The sequence below is a fragment of the bacterium genome (genome assembly GCA_016699045.1).
Lineage (GTDB): Bacteria > Babelota > Babeliae > Babelales > RVW-14 > AaIE-18.
Genome location: CP064957.1, coordinates 599036 through 615185, shown reverse-complemented (window position 1 = coordinate 615185; position 16150 = coordinate 599036). Strand labels below are relative to the sequence as shown.

The 16150-nt window shown below is 41.7% G+C and carries 18 protein-coding genes; 9 read left to right on the top strand and 9 right to left on the bottom strand.

The features are described from left to right. Window positions 1-23: 23 nt before the first annotated feature. Window positions 24-1214 carry a hypothetical protein gene (locus IPF37_02755; GenBank protein ID QQR49739.1) on the top strand — a complete coding sequence of 397 codons (1191 nt, stop codon included), beginning with the start codon at window positions 24-26 and terminating at the stop codon, window positions 1212-1214. A gap of 38 nt (window positions 1215-1252) precedes the next feature. On the opposite strand, the gene IPF37_02750 is transcribed toward IPF37_02755, so the two are convergent. Next, window positions 1253-2416 carry a hypothetical protein gene (locus IPF37_02750; GenBank protein ID QQR49738.1) on the bottom strand — a complete coding sequence of 388 codons (1164 nt, stop codon included), beginning with the start codon at window positions 2414-2416 and terminating at the stop codon, window positions 1253-1255. Window positions 2417-2563: 147 nt separating this feature from the next. Here IPF37_02750 and IPF37_02745 point away from each other — a divergent pair, with 147 nt between their 5' ends. From IPF37_02745 to IPF37_02715, 7 genes are read left to right on the top strand one after another with little or no spacing between them, the layout of a single operon-like run. Continuing rightward, window positions 2564-3784 carry a type II secretion system F family protein gene (locus IPF37_02745; protein ID QQR49737.1) on the top strand — a complete coding sequence of 407 codons (1221 nt, stop codon included), beginning with the start codon at window positions 2564-2566 and terminating at the stop codon, window positions 3782-3784. A 35-nt stretch (window positions 3785-3819) separates the two neighbouring features. Then, window positions 3820-4257, top strand: a complete 438-nt coding sequence (gene gspG, locus IPF37_02740; GenBank protein QQR49736.1) for a type II secretion system major pseudopilin GspG — start codon at window positions 3820-3822, stop codon at window positions 4255-4257. A gap of 3 nt (window positions 4258-4260) precedes the next feature. Beyond that, window positions 4261-4815 carry a prepilin-type N-terminal cleavage/methylation domain-containing protein gene (locus tag IPF37_02735; GenBank protein ID QQR49844.1) on the top strand — a complete coding sequence of 185 codons (555 nt, stop codon included), beginning with the start codon at window positions 4261-4263 and terminating at the stop codon, window positions 4813-4815. Between the two features lies 1 nt (window position 4816). Beyond that, window positions 4817-5239: a hypothetical protein gene (locus IPF37_02730; protein ID QQR49735.1), complete on the top strand. Its 423-nt coding sequence runs from the start codon at window positions 4817-4819 to the stop codon at window positions 5237-5239. Beyond that, window positions 5236-6255: a hypothetical protein gene (locus IPF37_02725; protein QQR49734.1), complete on the top strand. Its 1020-nt coding sequence runs from the start codon at window positions 5236-5238 to the stop codon at window positions 6253-6255. Before IPF37_02730 ends, IPF37_02725 begins: the two co-directional genes overlap by 4 nt. Further along, window positions 6252-7421 (top strand): hypothetical protein, encoded by a 1170-nt coding sequence (locus IPF37_02720; GenBank protein ID QQR49733.1) that lies wholly within the window; start codon window positions 6252-6254, stop codon window positions 7419-7421. The genes IPF37_02725 and IPF37_02720 overlap by 4 nt, the downstream gene beginning before the upstream one ends. Window positions 7422-7448: 27 nt before the next feature. Continuing rightward, entirely contained in the window at window positions 7449-8996 is a 1548-nt protein-coding gene (locus IPF37_02715) for an MCE family protein (GenBank protein ID QQR49732.1), read from the top strand. An 89-nt stretch (window positions 8997-9085) separates the two neighbouring features. Here IPF37_02715 and IPF37_02710 read toward each other — a convergent pair whose 3' ends face one another. The 7 genes from IPF37_02710 to IPF37_02680 all read right to left on the bottom strand — a co-directional run bounded on the left by IPF37_02710 (window position 9086) and on the right by IPF37_02680 (window position 14455). Continuing rightward, window positions 9086-10660, bottom strand: coding sequence for an ankyrin repeat domain-containing protein (locus tag IPF37_02710; protein QQR49731.1), 1575 nt, complete (start codon window positions 10658-10660; stop codon window positions 9086-9088). Window positions 10661-10693: 33 nt separating this feature from the next. After that, the gene (locus IPF37_02705) at window positions 10694-11065 is read right to left on the bottom strand and encodes an ankyrin repeat domain-containing protein (GenBank protein QQR49730.1); all 372 of its coding nucleotides are present in this window, start codon (window positions 11063-11065) and stop codon (window positions 10694-10696) included. Window positions 11066-11099: 34 nt separating this feature from the next. Then, window positions 11100-11474 (bottom strand): ankyrin repeat domain-containing protein, encoded by a 375-nt coding sequence (locus IPF37_02700; protein QQR49729.1) that lies wholly within the window; start codon window positions 11472-11474, stop codon window positions 11100-11102. 32 nt (window positions 11475-11506) lie between these two features. Continuing rightward, complete coding sequence (locus IPF37_02695; GenBank protein QQR49728.1) at window positions 11507-11677, bottom strand: hypothetical protein; 171 nt, start codon at window positions 11675-11677, stop codon at window positions 11507-11509. Window positions 11678-11867: 190 nt separating this feature from the next. Then, entirely contained in the window at window positions 11868-12521 is a 654-nt protein-coding gene (locus IPF37_02690; protein ID QQR49727.1) for a hypothetical protein, read from the bottom strand. Next, window positions 12496-13203, bottom strand: a complete 708-nt coding sequence (locus IPF37_02685) for a ribonuclease HII (protein QQR49726.1) — start codon at window positions 13201-13203, stop codon at window positions 12496-12498. The genes IPF37_02690 and IPF37_02685 overlap by 26 nt, the downstream gene beginning before the upstream one ends. Then, a complete protein-coding gene (locus IPF37_02680) occupies window positions 13145-14455 on the bottom strand; it encodes a hypothetical protein (protein ID QQR49725.1) in 1311 nt (436 codons plus the stop codon). The genes IPF37_02685 and IPF37_02680 overlap by 59 nt, the downstream gene beginning before the upstream one ends. Before the next feature lie 249 nt (window positions 14456-14704). Here IPF37_02680 and IPF37_02675 point away from each other — a divergent pair, with 249 nt between their 5' ends. Beyond that, window positions 14705-15376, top strand: coding sequence for a helix-turn-helix transcriptional regulator (locus IPF37_02675; GenBank protein ID QQR49724.1), 672 nt, complete (start codon window positions 14705-14707; stop codon window positions 15374-15376). Between the two features lie 70 nt (window positions 15377-15446). Here IPF37_02675 and IPF37_02670 read toward each other — a convergent pair whose 3' ends face one another. Further along, on the bottom strand, window positions 15447-16088 hold the full coding sequence (locus IPF37_02670; protein QQR49723.1) for a LysE family transporter: 642 nt from the start codon (window positions 16086-16088) through the stop codon (window positions 15447-15449). Between the last annotated feature and the right edge of the window lie 62 nt (window positions 16089-16150).

Genomic DNA, 16150 nt, shown 5'->3' with positions numbered 1-16150 from the left:
TTAAAAAAGAGAAAGTGGTAATCATGAAACATCTGGTAAATGCGTTCTTTTTTGTGCTCATTGGTTCTTTTCAAGCTATACATCCTGCTGCCAGTTCTTCGTCATTCAGCAGCTCGAGTTCAATAGAGTCAGATTTGTGCAGAAAAATAATAGGGCTTTTCCATGATTTTGGAGAAAAAACATTTATCGCAAGCGATAGCCCTACAGTGGCAACGTTTTTTAAACGATTTGAAAAAGTAAAACATTTCATGACCGACAACAATGCAAAATTTGATTGGTGCAGAAGATTCAATATACCAATGACTGTGCGTATATTGTCTGAGCACGCGCATACTTCTCGGATTGATCGCATTGTAAAAATTGATCATAAATCATTTGTTACGCTGTCGCTTGGCGGCGAGGTAAAAGTATGGGCGGGTGATGCCAGAGTCAATGATTGGCATTGGGTTGCTGATTTGGCAGACCGAGCATATATCTGCACGGTTGCTGCTTTAAACTCGCAGACGATCGTTACGGGATGCCATGGAGGGTATCTTGTTCTGTGGGAACAAGATGTGGCGAGCGGCGTGTGGAAAAAGGTTTCTCAGTTGGAAGGGCATACGCATGCCATTCTTGGGATTGCTGTTATTGATAAAGATACAATTGTGACAGCAGGATCTGAAGACACGATTAAAATTTGGCAACGAGTTCTTGGGTCGCAGGTATGGCAACCGGTGGATATATTTTCTACTACGAATAGGTTAGCCAGTATTGCTGCTTTGGATAAAAATACTTTTGTTACGGGGCATAAAGACAATGGTCTTATTCGAATGTGGTCTCGTAAAAACCCGCAGAGCTCATGGAGGAATAGTGGTCTTATGTACTGTGGATCTGATTGTTCTATTGAGCGTCTTGAAAAGCTTGATGACAAGAACTTTATAGCAGAATCTTATAAAGCAAGATTTTTTTGGACAAAAAAAAGTAATGAAAGAGAGTGGCATCTTTCTAAAATGTCGACTAAGCGCGATACTATTATAAGTTATGGGGGCTTTCGTAACGACATTTGTAGCTGGATTCCATTTGATCAAGATACGCTTATTGTTGGTTATTCAAGTGGTATTCCGCGCGTATGGAAGTTTCCTTCTGTTCAAGAAATTACGCTTAGGATTGTGTTACGCGATTTATCAGAGGCAGTAATGCAAAAAATTTATGATGAGTTGGTCGATTTAACATAAAAAGAACGTGAGCTTATTGATAGCTCACGTTCAATTAATTAACAAATAATACCGGTTTCAAAAGCGATTGCTTTTGTTTTAGCTTGTGCGAGTGCATCAAGTAGTGTTTCTTTTTTAGTTTTAATCCCATCATCTTGTTCATCAGCTTCAAGGAAATAAATAACGCCGTTGGCAAGGTCTTGTTCAATTTCATCAAAAAAGTCCATTGGCTGGGAGCCGCCGGTCAAATCGAGATAGTAACAAAACCGGTTGGTGTGGTCCCACAGTAGGCCATCAAGGTCGTCCATGTGGTCGATAACGCCGTTGGTGCCCAGCAATTGCAAATCGTTGGCAACGGTTAAGAATGAATCCCACACGCCTTCTGGTGATCTAAAATTCCACATTTGTTTACCCAGCATGGTTTCTAAAAAGCGTACCGATTGTTGGCGAAGGCGAGCGCGCACTTCTTGTTCTTCCTCGAGTTGGGCAGAGCGTTGTTCCAAGGTGCGCAATTGTTTTTTAATGCTGGCGGCAATATCATACGAAAGATCAGACAAAAAGAGATCAGGGTCTTTTTTGAATGATCTAAAGTTTTCGGTGAAGCGAGAAATCAGCAAATTTTCTGTATGACGGCGTATGAAGCGCAAATCATTTTTGCTTGAGCTTTTCTTTTTGGTGTTTAAATAATGTGGTAGCGCTTCAGCAAATGCCGGTAAAATTTGCAAGACGACCGTGTTATCAACAATCTCACAGTCCCATGCTTTTAATTTCTGGTTAAACAAGCGCATGCCAACATAAACTTCATGTGCCCCCAAATTAAGTTCATGCGCCAGCGAAAAAAATTCAACAATGTGGGTACCGTCTTGCGATAACGTTTGAACATAATGTCGCGTGTTGTACATTTCTCTAATAAATTTACCCATTGATTGATTAAAGTCTTGCTCTTTTGCTTTTTTGGTTCTGCTGCGTAGGGCGAGCTGAGAGCAGTTCAAACTGCGAAAATAATTGCGGATGCTGTTGGTGCTAAACTGTAGAGGCGTTATATCTTTTCCTAAAATATCGTCAAAGTCGAGCGGCTGAGGCTTTTGTTTTAGGTTGAGGACATCAAACGTAGTGTCAATAAATGATGATACTTGTGGCGTGAAGTTTTTGGACGATGCGTTGTGTGTAAGAAAAAGAGTTATGAAAAGAAGAGAAACAAAAAAGAGTTTTTTTCTTTTCATTCGGGAATCCTTTCTGCTAAAGTGGGGTTGTCGGTTAGTACCAATACGTAAAAACAGTGTATTAATAACGAAAACATAACAGAAAACCGTCGTGCTTTGCAAGCAAATAGGATATGAATATTAAACGAGTTGAGGAGCCGAGCATCTATGCCTCTTTATAAGTATGATTCTTTTAATCGACGGGGCGGCCGCGTGGCGGGAACAGTAGACGCCGTCTCGATGCATGCTGCCAAAGAAATTTTGCAGGGCCAGGGCCTGATGCCGGTCAATATTAAAGAAGTAACCGCTGGTTCTGCCGGGGGTGGCTTTTCGCTTAGAACGCTTTTCGAGCGACCGATTGACGTAAAAGTGGTGGTTTTGTTTACCAAACAATTAGCGGTCTTGCTGCGTGCTGGTATCCCGTTGCTGCAAGCCCTTGAACTGCTGATTGAACAATTTGAAGGCCGGTTTAATCGCTTACTGATTAATGTGCGCGATGGCGTTAAATCTGGTGAACCTTTTGCCAAAGAATTGTCAAAGTATCCCAAGGTATTTTCCAATGTCTACGTTCAGTTAGTGCGGGCTGGCGAGGCGAGCGGTAACCTGGATGCCATTTTAGAAAATTTAACAGGCTACTTAGAAAGCGCTGAAGAGACGCGTAAAAAAGTAAAAAAGGCAATGCAGCAGCCGATCATGATGTTATCATTTGCAGGATTGGTGGTCGTTGGTCTTTTGACAGTCTTGGTTCCGCGGTTGAAAGATATGTTTTCCCGCATGAAAACCGAGCTGCCCTTGCCAACGAAAATTTTGATAACGTTGTCTAATATTTTGAGTAATTATTTTTTAGTGCTGTCAGCTGCTCTGCTGCTGATTGTTGTATTATTTACGTACTGGAAATCAACAAAAAAAGGCGCGTATCAATTTGATGCGATGTTGTTAAAATTTCCTGTGACCGCCTATTTTTCTCGAACCAAAGCGATTGTGCAATTTAGCAAGACTTTGGGCATGCTGATCAACAGCGGCGTCAACCTGGCCGAGGCGCTTGACATTGTATGCAATATTGTCGAAAATCGAGTACTGGTACAAAAATTACGAGATGCACGTGATAAAATTATCAAAGAAGGTAAGATAGCAAAGTATCTTAAGCAGACCGGCATTTTTCCTGGTATTGCTAGTTACATGATCAGTACTGGCGAAGAATCTGGCAAGTTGGGTGCTATGCTGCTGGCGGTGGGCCATGATTATGATGTCGAGCTCAAAGAGTTGACTGACGGCTTAACGGAAAAAATTGGTCCAGTGATGACGATCGTGATGGGCCTGATTGTAGGCTTTATTATCATGTCGATTTTCTTACCGGTGCTCAAGATGGGCGATATAGCAAATATGTAAAGCAGGTGCGAGTATTTTTTTATGACGAGGTATATATGAATTTTGTAAAAAAAAGTAGTGCTTTTTCGATGATCGAAATTTTGGTGGTTGTGTTTATTATTGGTTTGTTGGCGACATTGGTCGGTCCAAATATTGTGAAATTGATGACCCGCGGTCAGCGTAGTGCTGCGCAGTCAACCATTAATTCATTAAAAGCCGCCTTGGCGGACTATCGCATGGACACCGGAACCTTGCCAAGTCAGCGCGAAGGCTTGCAAGCGTTGGTACAAAATCTTAACAATAATCCAAAATGGAATGGCTCATATCTTGAAGGCCAAAATGAAGTGCCAAAAGATCCATGGGGCAATGATTATGTCTACAACAAGCCGCCACAAGTTTTTACGAATAAATATAAAACGTATGAAGTCTATTCGTACGGCAGCGAAGAAGGCCAAGACAATCCACAAAATAAATGGATTCATGCAGGGTCTTAATTGATTGCAATAAAAAAAACTGACGCGTTTACGCTGATTGAGTTATTGGTTGTCATCGTGCTAATTGGTTTGATGGCAACCTTTACCATTCCGCGTATGATGCGGCGTAGCCCATCGGTCGAGTGGGCAACTATTTTGGATGAGCTCAATAATCTTGTCTCGTTTGCGCGGCAAGAAGCTATCTGTACGCAGCGGGTGCACCGCCTGCTCATCAGGCGCGACAAACAAAACCCAACCTTTGTGGTGGTACAAGATGAGCGCATCGATTTTGAAAATCCACAAAAAAAAATCTATAACCAAGTAGCGTGCGATTATTTTGAAACGCGCTATGAGTTGGCGCCCGAAATTACCGTCAATGCGGTATATCTTGGTAAACAAAATCAATTTAATGAAAGCAACGAAGCCTTTTGTTATGTTATCTCCGACGGCCTGGTGCAGGAAATTTTGATGCATTGTTCGCGGCAGGAAGATAAAAAAGTTTCGCAGGTCAGTTTTAAAATAAATCCGTTTTTAGGTGAGTTTTCGTTGCTTGATGGCCATGTAAAGCCGGAGAAGTAATATGCGTTGTTCGCCAAGTTTTACGCTGATTGAAGTGATTTTAGCCATCGGTATTTTGGCTACAACCATGTACACGCTTTCAAGCTTGCAGATCAGGTCGCTTTACCGCATTATTAAAGATCGCGAACAGATCGAAAAAATTTTTCTTACCAAGTGCCAGTGCTACCGTGCCCACCTCAAGCCGCTTGCTGCCGGCAAACGGGTGGTAGTTAAAACTGAAAATCCGCCAACAACTTTTACGACTGAAGTTAGTGAAATTGGCAAAAAGTCTGCTTTGGTAAAATTCGCACAAGATCTCAATGTGCTTAAAACTGAATGCTTATGGAAAAGTGAATTTATGAATGGCCAGTTGGACATGATCAGTTTTACGCCAAAAACGGCTGAAGAAAAAGAACAGCAAAAAAAGAAGGCTGTACAACAATGAAATCAAAGCGTCCTGCCTTTGCGCTTATGGAACTGTTGATTGCCTTGTCGCTTTCAAGTTTTATTATTGTTGGCTTGATGAAGGGCTACCAAGGTATTATGGATTATCTTGATCGTAGTCGCTCTATGATGGCGGTCAATCGCAAAATAAGCTTACTTTACAACCAGCTTGAGCGAGATATCATGACAGCGTTTATCGTGCAACCGCAGGAAGAAATTTTTCCTGAAAAAGATAAAGACCGTGAGAAGCACATGCAAAAAAAGCGGGAAGACCAAGACAAAGCAAAAACGATGACGGCAGAAGAGAAAAAAAAAGCTTATGAAAAGAAATTAGAAAAATTAAAAGAGTATTTCTTTGGGACTATTGACGAAGATCAATTTATACAAGTACAGGGCAAGCGTCGTTATATGTTTAAAAATCTTACGTTTTTAACGACGAGTGCGCTTCAAGTTTATGGCGAGCATAAAGTGCGGTTTGTGCGTGTGATGTACGAGCTGACCAAAGATAAAGAGAACAGCAAAGACGGTCACGATCGTTATATTTTGGTGCGCAAAGAAACCCAAGATCTCGAAAATTTTAAAATGCGTGTCAGTGATTTTGATTATGAAAAACAGCAAAAGCAGCCAATTAAAACGCACGTGGTGGCCGACAATATCAAGCACATGAGTGTTAATTACGTCACGTTTAAAAAACCAAAACAGCCAACTGGTTCGGCATCAAAAAAACAAAAAGAAGATGAAGATGTGCGCTTGAACACGTGGGGCGAAAAGCCTTTTACCAAGGGTGTAGTGCCGTGTTGGGTTGCAGTGAACATTTCTTTTTGGAATCGTACGATGCGTGGAGAAGATACGTTTGAAATTTTATTTCCGGTGCTTACCTACCCAACGCCGCAAGAAAAACCTGAGCATGAAAAAGAACAAAAAAAAGATGGAAACGAGCCTGCCATGCCAGCTGCCGTGCAGCAGCAAGAACCAGTTGAAGTGCAAGGTGGCACGGTTCATGGAGTAAATCAATGAAAAAACAATCAGGCTTTATTTTAATTTTTTCGTTGATTATCGTTTCGCTTATTTTAGTATTAACGCAGCAATTGGTGCGAGGCGTGTATGTTGGTGCGCATTTTAGCCGCACGATGGTTGACCGTGAACGCGCCGAAATGTTGGTTCTTGGTGCGCTGAATATTGCGCTGGCAAAATTGATGGTTGGCGATGAAAAAGTAGATCCAAAAAAAAGTGCGCCAGCCCAGACGCAAGACGAAGCTGCAACAGATAAAAATGAATCGAAAGAAAAAAAGAAAGCTCAAACGCCAAAACAAAAATTTTTAATGCGTATACTGCCGTACTTAAATCGTTGGCAAACCATTACGCTGACTGATGAGCAGGATGGCATGGCCGGGATTATCAAAATTTGTATTTCGTGCGAGCATGGAAAAATAAATCTTAATGAAGCGTATGATTTTGAAAAACAAGAATTTAAGCCTGCCTATCAACGGTTGCTCAAGGGCCTTGAACTTAAAGGTAACGTTGTACTTGCGGCAGGCGAAATTTTAGAACGACTTGATGATTTTTTGAAAAAAAGGCGCAAAAAGTTAGACGATATTTCTGAGTTAGGACAAATTAACGATTTTGGTGAGCTGGATGCTTTTTACAAGCCGCCTCGGCTTGCGCAGTTAAAAAGAGAAAAAAATACGCCAAATGCCGGTCTTGCTTTGCAAGATCTTTTTACGATATGGACACCGACGGCAGAAATGGAACCGCTATTCCTTTCAGATGCCCTGTGTGCTATCTTAGGTTTGCGTCGGCCGATGGCAGACGATCCGCAGACGATGAATGATGCATTTAAAAAAGTTGTCAGTGAATTTCAAGAAAATTGGGGACAAAATTTGGATGGTAATTGGTCGCATCTAGAGCTTATTTACGGAGAAAAACCAAAAAATCTTTCTGACATGAAAGATCTTTTTTCTAAACAATTTGGGCCTAAAGTATATTCTGTGTTATGTTATGGAAAAGTTGGCAATGTTGAGCAACAGTTGCTGGCAATTGTGCAAGAAGAGGAAAAGGTAGAGCAGAAAAATCAACCTGATGCAAAGAGCGCAGATATCACACAACAAGGGCAAGAGCCTGAAAAAAAAGCTCCTGCTCAGCCTCAAAAATCTTTCAGAATTGTCAGATCATACTGGCTCTAAAAACTCATTATAACGTAGGGTACCCTCGTGAGAACAGAAACACGTGTTGGATTATTCATTTTAGCCGCCATTGGTATCTTTTTATATTTAAGTATTAATATTAGAGCCTTCCGCTTTAATAAAGATAAATATAATGAGTACAAGGCATATTTTGATGATGCTGGTGGTGTTGTATCAAAAGCGGTTGTTAGAATTGCAGGGGTTGAAGTTGGTTGGATTGACCAAGTAAACTTGCTGTCTGGTGGTAAAGCTGAGTTTGTGCTTCGTGTTCATAAGAAAAATAAATTAGCAAAAAATGCTTATGCTATGATCAACCAAGATGGATTGATTGGTACTAAAAATGTTGAAATCGATCCGGGAGATTCTCGGACGGGGATCTTGCTGCCGGGCAGTACACTTTCTATGCCGGGCAAAACGCCGGCTACCGTTGGCGAGCTTCTTGAGCAGTTTCGTGATATTGCAACTGGTATTCAAGATATTACGTCTTCGTTTAAGAGCGCGGTTGCTTCTCGAAAAGGTGAGGAAAATTTGCGTCAGACGCTTGAATCTGTTGCCAAAGCTTCCAATCGTATGGCTGATTTTTCTGAGACTTTGCAGCGCACAATGCAAAGTAATGAAAATAATTTGAATACGATTGTTTCAGATTTTCGCACTACAGTTGCTCATTTAAAAACGAGCATTCCTTCAATTACGAATGATGTGCACGAAGTTGCTGGTTCGTTTAAAGAATCTGGCGAGAAAGCTGGCGAGGCCTTTAGCAATTTGAATGAGACTGCCACGCATGCGCGTGAAGCATTTCGTGGAGCAGGTGAAGTTGTCGACAAAATTAATACAGGCAAAGGCGTTATTGGTAAATTGGTTAACGAAGATGAAACGTATACTGACATCAAGAAAACCATTCGTGGCTTTAAAAATTATGTGGGTAAGACGCAAGCACTGATGCTCAATATTGATATGCACTCAGAAACAATGCTGCGTCATAGTACTTCAAAAGGTTATTTAGAGCTTAAGCTCAGACCTAGTTCAGATTATTTCTATCTTATTCAGTTGGTTGGCGATGAGCGCGGCAGTGTTTCGCGTGAGACACAGTTCTTTACGCGTCGCGACGATAAAGGTACCGTCCTGCGTGCTAGTGAGTTGCCAATGTCACCAGAACGCAAAATTGAGTGGGCAGATCAAGTTGAGCGTACGGTACAGAAAAAAGATGACGTGCTGTTCGGTCTGCAGGTTGGTAAGCGCTTTAACAAGCTTGCATTGCGCGTTGGGCTCTTTGAAAACACGTTTGGTGCCGGTGTTGACTTCAACGTTCCGCTGTATACCGATAAAGTTCATTGGATTACCACGTTTGAAGCGTTTGATTTTAGAGGTAGAAATCGTGTTGAGACTGGTCGTCCGCATGTTAAATGGCTCAACCGTGTGTTCTTCCTAAATAATTTGTACACGACATTTGGGATGGATGACTTTGTGAGTCGCTATAATGCAAATCCATTCTTTGGTGGTGGCTTGCGCTTTGGTGATGATGATTTAAAATATTTCTTGTCGTCCCTGCCGGTTGGTGGCTTTAAACGTAGTTAGTAAAAAATAGATATAAAAAAGTTAAGGACCGATTCAATGTTGTTGAATCGGTCCTTAACTTTTTTGCTTTTAAAAAAATACTTGGGAAATTATTCTTCGACAACAGGCTCTTTGATGTCCGGAATACCTTCGTAACTTTGCAACAAATCGGCGACGGCTTGGTGTTTAAATTTTAGTGCAAGTTCTCTTGCGGTTTGGCCATCAATTGTTTTTTCTTCAAGGTTGGTAGTATCGTTCAAAAATTCTCTAATGCATACGGTGCGGCTACATTTGATAGCAAAAGATAGTGGTGTCTGGCCCTTGTCAATTTTTGCTTTAACATTGGCGCCATTGGTTAAGAGTGGTTCAATGCAATTAATGCGGCCGTTTATGGCTGCATTATGAAGCGGTGTGTAGCTGTCATTATCTTTTGCATTGACATCGGCATTATGTTTCAAAAGTTCTTTAACGCATTCGAGGTGGCCGTTTTGAGCAGCCCAATGAAGTGGTGTTTCGTCCAGGTTACTTTTTGCATTGACATCGGCATCATGTTTCAAAAGTTCTCTAATGCAGTCGAGGTGGCCGTTTCTGGCAGCAAAATGAAGCGGGGTGCAGCCGCTGTTATTTTTTGCGTTAACATTGGCATTATGTTTCAAAAGTTCTTGAACGCAGTTTGTGCGGCCCAAGTAGGCGGCATCATGCAGAGGCGTTGAGCCAAACGGATCTTTTGCATTAACATCAGTGAAATCTTGTTCTAGCAATGTGCGTAGCTGTTCGACGTTGCCATTTCTTGCCGCATCGTGTAGCGTTACCGTCCCCGACTCTTTCCTTTTTATAGCGTCTTCATAAGCTTGCAACCATGCCAAGGTACCCGCGCTAGCAAGGTCTTTTGCGGTTTTACCTTCGCTTGTTTTTGCTTCAAGGCTGGCTCCATGATTTAAAAGCTCCCTCATGCATGTGGGATCGCCGTTCATAACAGCAAAATGAAGCGGTGTCCTGCCGGCCCAATCTTTTGCATTGACATCGGCATTGTTGTTTAAGAGTTCTCTAATGCAGTCACCGTGCACGTAGTCAGCGCGCCATATGATAATAATGGTAGCATAATGAAGAGGCGTCGAGCCGTTGCTGTCTTTTGCATTGACATCAGCACGGTAGTTTAAAAGTTCTCTAATGCAGTCGAGGTGGCCGCGTATGGTAGCAAAATGAAGTGGTGTGGAATCACCGTATTTACCCTTTGCGTTAACATCGGCTTTACGTTGTAAAAGTTCTTTAACGCAGTCGAGGTGACCCTTTTCAGCAGCCCAATGAAGAGGTGTCAAGCCGTTGCTCTCTTTTATATTGGCATCGGCGCCCCTGCTTAAAAGTTCTCTAACGCAGTTGGTGTGGCCGTTGTCGGCAGCCGAATGAAGTGGTGTCCAGCCGTAGCCGCCTCTTGCGTTAACCTCGGCACCATTGTTGAGAAGCTCTTGAATGCATTTGAGGTGGCCGTCCTTGGCTGCCCAGAGCAGTGGTGTATAGCCCATGTCATCTTTTGCATCAATATCGACACCATTGCCGACTAGCAAAGTATGCAGTTGTTCAATATCGCCGGCTTTTGCGGCGTTATGCAGCGGGTAGTCTTTTGGCATGGCGGTTGAAGCGAGTGCGAGAACGATTGAAAATGAGGCGATAATTTTATTGATCATGATTGAACTTTCTAAAAAGTAGTTGAGAATTTTTTAAAGGCCCTCAGGCTCTTTAATGTCTGGGGTATTTTCGTAATCTTGCAACAAGCCGATGATGGTGTAGTTGCCTTCTTCTACTGCAAGGTATTTTGCGGTTACACCCTCATTGTTTATTGCTGTGATATCAGCCCCAGCGTTTAAGAGCACTTTAACGCATTCGACGCGGTCCCAATAAGCGGCGTGATGGAGCGGTGTCCAGCCCCGGGGATCTTGTGCATTAATGTCGACGTTATTATTGGCCAGCAGGGAGCGTAGCTGCTGAGCGTCGTTCTTTCGTACCGCTTCACGCAGTGCAAATCCCATCGGCGTGGCGGTTGAGGTGAGGGCGAGAACAATTGAAAATGAGGCGATAATTTTGTTGATCATGATTTGACCTTTCTGAAAAATAGTTGAGAAATTTTTAGTTGACTTCAGGCTCTTTGATGTCTGGAAGGCCTTCGTAACTTTGCAACAACGCAACGATATTTTCGTAGTCTTCTTCTCGTGCGATGTCTTTTGCAGTTTTGCCTTCGTTATTTGTTGCATAAACGTCAGCGCCAGCGTTTAGAAGCTCTTGAACGCATTTGAAGCGCCTCCAATAGGTGGCGTGATGGAGCGGCGTCCAGCTGTTATTATCTTTTGCGTTAACGCCCGCGGGATTTTGCGTGAGCAACGATTGTAATTGTTTGATGCTGCCACCCGCTGCCGCTTCATGTAATGGTGTTCTAGCTGCTGGCAGGGCGGTTGAAGTGAGGGCTACAACGAAAAATAACGATCCAAATAATATTTTGTGCATGGTATCTCCGTTGATTTTTTTGACCTGTTTTCCTAATGAATTCTTTCTAACGGCGTAGATGTATTAATCATCTCTTCTTCTTCGTCATCGCAGAAAACAAAGTGTGTGTCATACGAAGTTTCATAAATTTCTGAATAAACGCTGTCATATGAGCATTGATAAGAAATAGTGGGTGTGCTGATTGGTTCTTGTGGGTGGTTCATGGTTCTTTAGTCTTTCTGGACAGAGCGTTTATTGGTTCATCCCTATTGGTGCAGGTATAAGAGCAATATAACGCCTGCTTTTTTTAAATCAATGATTAGCGAAAAAAACATTTAATTTTCATATTGAAATTTAAACATAAAGGTTTTTGGCCTGAAAGAGTCATTTTTTCTTGCTGAAATGAGGGGGCGGCTAGGGGTTGATGATATGCTCGACCCGCTTTAAAAATAGCTTGAGCCTTCGATAATCGTTGCCAGAAAGCAGCGAAAAGGTCTGACAAAATTCATGGAATACTTTTTGTGTAAGTTTCTTTTGGGCGCTTAAGTTGTGCAAGATTGCCAGCAGTAATTCATCAAGATTAGATATTTTATGCTGAAAAGAAAACAGCATGGGTAAAAAAATTGGGTTGCTTAAAAATTGTGCCGACAATGCTGGTGCGCATTCTTTAACAAACGCATGAATCTTGCTTGGTTTTGGCGGGAGCATGTACAGCACCTTTTCGGGTGTTGCTTTGAGCGTGTACCCAAGAATTTGAACATCAAACGTTGTTTTTAAAAATTCAAAAATTTGTGGCTGTTGGCTTAACAGTTCCTCTTCGGTTTTTTGATAAGGAAACGGGTAGCGCATCGGGTCCATGGAGCCGGTTTGGATTTGTACCACGCAGCCCAAAATAATATGCTCATTGCTTTCAACTTGCACCAACGAGCCAAAGTTGGGGAAAAAATTCCACGACCAGCACTGGGCGGTAAAGGTCTCAAGATTGCTTTGAATTACTTCGGCAAAATTGTGGTAGGTACTGATTTGTTCTGGCGTGGCGGCGTTAGAAGAGGAGGTTTTGGTGTTCATGGTCTTGCTGGCTTTTAAGAATGTTGGACAAATAGCTGGTGCGGTGCACAATGCTGGGCCCATGCTGGTGGATACTGGCGATATGTTCTTTTGTTGCATAACCCTTGTGGTCGCCAAAGGCATAGGCTGGAAATAATTTTTGTGTTGTGTGCATCAGTCGATCGCGTGTTACTTTGGCAACAATTGAAGCGGCGGCAATGGAGCGAGAGTATGTTTCGCCAAACGTAAAGTTATGAAAATCGAGGTTACTGTGCTTGTACGGTTCTTTCATAAAAACCGGCATGGCATCAACTACCACATAACGCAATGTTTCAAATTGGTTGCCCATGGTGCCAATCAGCTGGATGTATGCTCGGCGCATCGCGTGCAAGGTTGCCTGATAAATATTAATGCGGTCGATCTGTGAATGATCGGCCTGAGCAACGGAAAAAAGGCAATGGGTAACAATCCATTGGTATGCCTGTTCTCGTTCTTCTTCGGTCATAATTTTTGAATCTTTGAGCAATTTATAGGTAGTGTTGAGTGGCAAAATAACCGCCGCTACAACAACCGGCCCTGCCAATGGCCCGCGCCCTGCCTCGTCAATGCCGCAGACGTGCAAATTCTGAGTCCAGGCATCTTTTTCAAAAAAGTGCTTGGGGAACGAGTGTTGTTTTTTCGGTATGGCTTTTTTGGTTTGCATAATTTTTTTGGCTTACAAAAATATTGCTAAATTCTTCAAGATCGCACAGCTTACGTTGGTACAGGGAATTATTCTCAAGAAAACCAGTATACAACAAAGCTGCCTGTTTACAAATGGCGGTTGCATTGCATTCAGTTTGCAAAAGTTCAGTACAAATTTTTTGGGAAGAAAGCAGGTTTGGCAGGCTGATAGCTGAAGGGTTAATGAATAGTTTGGTGAGTACATACGTAAGCCATGAAACTTTGTACGTGACAATACTGGGAACGTTTAAAAGTGCTAGCTCAAGCGTAACGGTTCCCGGTTTGCTGATGACAAGGCAGCAGCGAGTTAACGCCTCTTTCTTTTCTGTTTCGTCGTGAATGATTGAAATTAGAGATGTGTTAATGTTTGCTTGATCTAAATAATATTGGAGCATGCTTGGCTCAAATGACGCAGCAACAGGAAAAATATACTGTACGTCAGGAAATTGCTCTGAAAATTGTTTAATAAAATCAATAAAGAGCGGCATCATGGTTTTAAGTTCGCCCGCGCGAGAGCCGGGCAGCAGGGCAATCATTTTTTCTTTTGGTGTCTGTTTGTGCAGGGACAGCTCAAATTCATCACGGTATGGATAGCCAAGCCATGTTACGTTCATGCCAATGGATTGGTACCAAGTAACTTCATACGGATACAAAACAATGATGGTGTCGCAATACGCTTTTAAAAAATCATCGAGGTGCCATGTTCCCCAAAACCATAACTCTGGCGGAGCGATAAACGTGATGTTAATAGTTGGCTGGGCTAGTTTGAGTGCGCGAGCAAACGGGATGTTGATGAGTGGAAAATCTACCAGTACGACCTCGGCAAAATTATTTTTTAAAACGTAATCAACCAAATTATTAAAATGCGTCAGTTGGCGGGGCAGGGTGTTGATGAGTGATGCAAGCCCATTACCAACGTATAGTTCGTCAAAATTTTTAAGAAGTTGAGCGCCCTCTTTTTGCAAAAATTTGTTGCCGAGTGCTTGGCATGAGGCCGAGCCCCTGCTTTCTTTTATTTTTCTTAAGTACCAAGCGCCAAGTTTATCACCCGAAACTTCTCCCGTGAGCATAAATATTTTCTTTGAGAATTTATTGTTCCAAGGTTTCTTGCTTGTTTTTTTTGCAAAGTGTTGAGCTTGGTCGATAAGTTTGATTGTATAGGCAAAGGTAGTGATAATTGAAATGCTCGTGAAGGCCAAGAGTGTTACAAAAAATAGGCGGATACATCTCATAGTTGTGCTTATTTCATATGGTTTTTTTTATGAGCACGATTTCTTCGTAAGCGTTAGTTTAAGAAATAAAAATTAAATTTTGAACAAAATTGTCACAAAGAAACAATTTTTTTTGTCATTCATCTTGAATTTTTTGATAGCATTTCTATTTGACATGGTTTATATTATTTTAACAGATTTATATGACTAGGCTGTCGAGTTAATACTACAAGATCTTTGTTGCGCTACATTATGTGGAAAGGAGTATTTATGTCTTCAACAGAGTTACGGGTTAAAGAATTGCTGAGGGAACGAGGGTGGACTACCAAAGTTCTTGCGGAAAAGACCGGTATGTCCGAAAGTTATTTGACGCATATTAAAAATGGTACGCGTCGTTGGAATGAGGACGCGTTAAAAAAATTAGCTAATGCGTTTGACATTCATCCCGTTGATTTGTTCGCACAACGTCGTAGTAGAACCGATAATGTGGATACTAATATCAAAATTCCTGAAACAACAGCAGTTGACCTTCAACTCAAAATTGTTCCAGTGATGGGCGATATTCCATCAAATCCTTCTCCTTACAACAATCAGTTGACGCAAGTGACAACCGGCTACAAAGATATTTTTGTGCCAGTTTTCAATAGCTCTGATGATTCAATGTTTTGTTTAAATGTTGAAAGTAATGCCATGGCACCAACGTTTGTGAAGGGAGATTATTTAATTATTTCTCCTGAAACATGGACGCGATCTGGCGATATTGCTGCCGTTGAATATGGCAACGAAAATCCAATCAAGGGTATCTTGCAAGTAACGTACATGGAAGACTTTATCGTGCTTGAATCAGTGAACCACAAACATCCTCCGGTGGCATTGATTCGAGGTAAAGATAATTTTCGTGTTGTTGGTAAAGTAACACATCGTTACCAGAAGCTTAGCTAGAAATTATTTTCCATTTTTATTTTAGAAACTAAAATAAAAAAGCATCCATCGTAAAAGTGGATGCTTTTTTTTATCGTAAGCGAATAATTTTAATGAGATTTAAAACAAAGTCGCTGAGCAAATAAATACCGGTAATAAGAAAAAGAGTGCCGGTACACAATGAAATCAATTTTAGAGCGCGGGTGTTAATGGCATTACCAATCGAGCTAGCTATCAGTCCGACGGTTGAAAGAACGGTTAATGAGCCGCCAAAGACCATAACACTGCCCATTCCAATCTGCCATGCTGAAAGTTTTTGTATGCCAACTGGCAGTAATTGAACGCTGACAATCATGAAAAACAAAGCCGTAAACGGATTGAAGAGTGTGACAATAAACGCTTTGCCTGTTGACTTAAAAAAACCGCTTACATGAATATTTTCGATGCGTTGTTGCTCCATGATGGTGCGGTAGCCAAGAATGATCAAAAGAATACCGCCAACAATGTCCATGGCTAAAAGAATATTTTTTGAAGTTTCAAGTAATTTTAAGCCGCCCAATAAACCTAGAGAAAAGTAGATGCCATCAACCAATGCTGCTCCAAGGCCTATTGGAAATGCTTTCAAAAACCCGTAGCGTGCGCCGTGATTAAAAATCCAAATAAAAATGGGACCAACCGATGACGATACGGCAATGCCGATCAAGAAACATGAAATGAAAAACCAGACACTCATAATTACCTCGTTTGTTACGACTGAAGTCTTGTTTTATTATAACATAATCGTTACGATTAAGA